Genomic DNA, 979 nt, shown 5'->3' on the forward strand with positions numbered 1-979 from the left:
CTGGCGGGGGTGCACGTTCTTGCGTACTGGGGGCTGGGGGGTGGGCGGCTCGGCCGCAGGGGTTTCGGGGGTATTGGGGGAATCGACACCGGCGACCGCAGCAGGTGTCAGCTGCGGCGGCGTCTGCTGTGCGGCCGCCCCACCTATGGGCGAGAAGCTGCTGCCCCCGCTTCCTCCGCCGCAGGCCGTCGTTCCCAGTGCCAGCGCACTCGCCGTACCAAGGAAGAAGGTGCGTCGATCCAGCAGAAAGTCACTCTTGTCATCTCTCATGAATGTGTCATCTCTCGTGAGTGTGTAAAAAAGTAATTCCGCAATCTGCATGCCACTCGCCCCGATCGCTCGATGCGATCGAATTGGTAAATCCGATGGATGCATTGCGCGCGGCGCGAGCGACATGCAACGACAGGAAGTGACATTCGTTGTCACCTGCGATGCGCGCAAGGCCACTGAATGTCATCGCTCGCCGTCTTGCTCGTGCATGTTCGACCGGCACGATCAGCGGCTTCGCCATGCAGCGCTCGGACGCGAGCTCGCACGACGACACGCGCCTGCCACACTGCACGCGTCGATTGCATCGCCAGCTCGATCAGGTTGCGGAGTTCACTCCCAAGTTCGCGCAGGGCTCGACTCGCGCCGGCGCCTGCTTGTCTGAGGAAAGAGCCGATCCTGAAGCCGGACCGGACTGGCTCAAGGGAACCTCCATCGGGCGACTAGTGTGGCCTACAAGATGAAGAAATCGCCCGCCGGATTGCCTCTGAAAATGAGCGGCTGAATTTCATTTTCAGAATGACGCATGCGCCGGTTCGCAAATGCATCGCCGCGGCACGGTGCGACACCCTCTTCAATGAACCGCGACCGCACTGGGTCGATATGCATTGGTGGGCTCTTTCGTTATTCCATCGATTGCATCAATAGCCTCAAATAATGCAATTCACTTGGCGTTCGATGCGCCGCACACTCCGTTCCCAGTCCTGCTGCC

The 979-nt window shown here is 60.6% G+C and carries 2 protein-coding genes and 1 pseudogene; all 3 read right to left on the reverse strand.

Annotated elements, in window-relative coordinates; translation table 11 throughout:
- Window positions 1-270 (reverse strand): annotated as a pseudogene (locus ACCD11_RS28325) (hypothetical protein); the annotation flags it as partial.
- A 7-nt stretch (window positions 271-277) separates the two neighbouring features.
- On the reverse strand, window positions 278-511 hold the full coding sequence (locus ACCD11_RS28330; RefSeq protein WP_413316455.1) for a hypothetical protein: 234 nt from the start codon (window positions 509-511) through the stop codon (window positions 278-280).
- Window positions 512-720: 209 nt separating this feature from the next.
- Window positions 721-876, reverse strand: coding sequence for a hypothetical protein (locus ACCD11_RS28335; RefSeq protein ID WP_413316457.1), 156 nt, complete (start codon window positions 874-876; stop codon window positions 721-723).
- Window positions 877-979: the final 103 nt, after the last annotated feature.

The organism is Variovorax sp. Varisp36 (assembly GCF_047304235.1).
In the GTDB taxonomy this organism is placed as follows: Bacteria; Pseudomonadota; Gammaproteobacteria; order Burkholderiales; family Burkholderiaceae_C; genus Variovorax.

What these genes read in the sequence shown, in the direction of transcription:
- ACCD11_RS28330 (WP_413316455.1), bottom strand. Translation starts at nt 511, where the DNA reads ATGGCGAAGCCGCTGATCGTGCCGGTCGAACATGCACGAGCAAGACGG.
- ACCD11_RS28335 (WP_413316457.1), bottom strand. Translation starts at nt 876, where the DNA reads ATGCATATCGACCCAGTGCGGTCGCGGTTCATTGAAGAGGGTGTCGCA.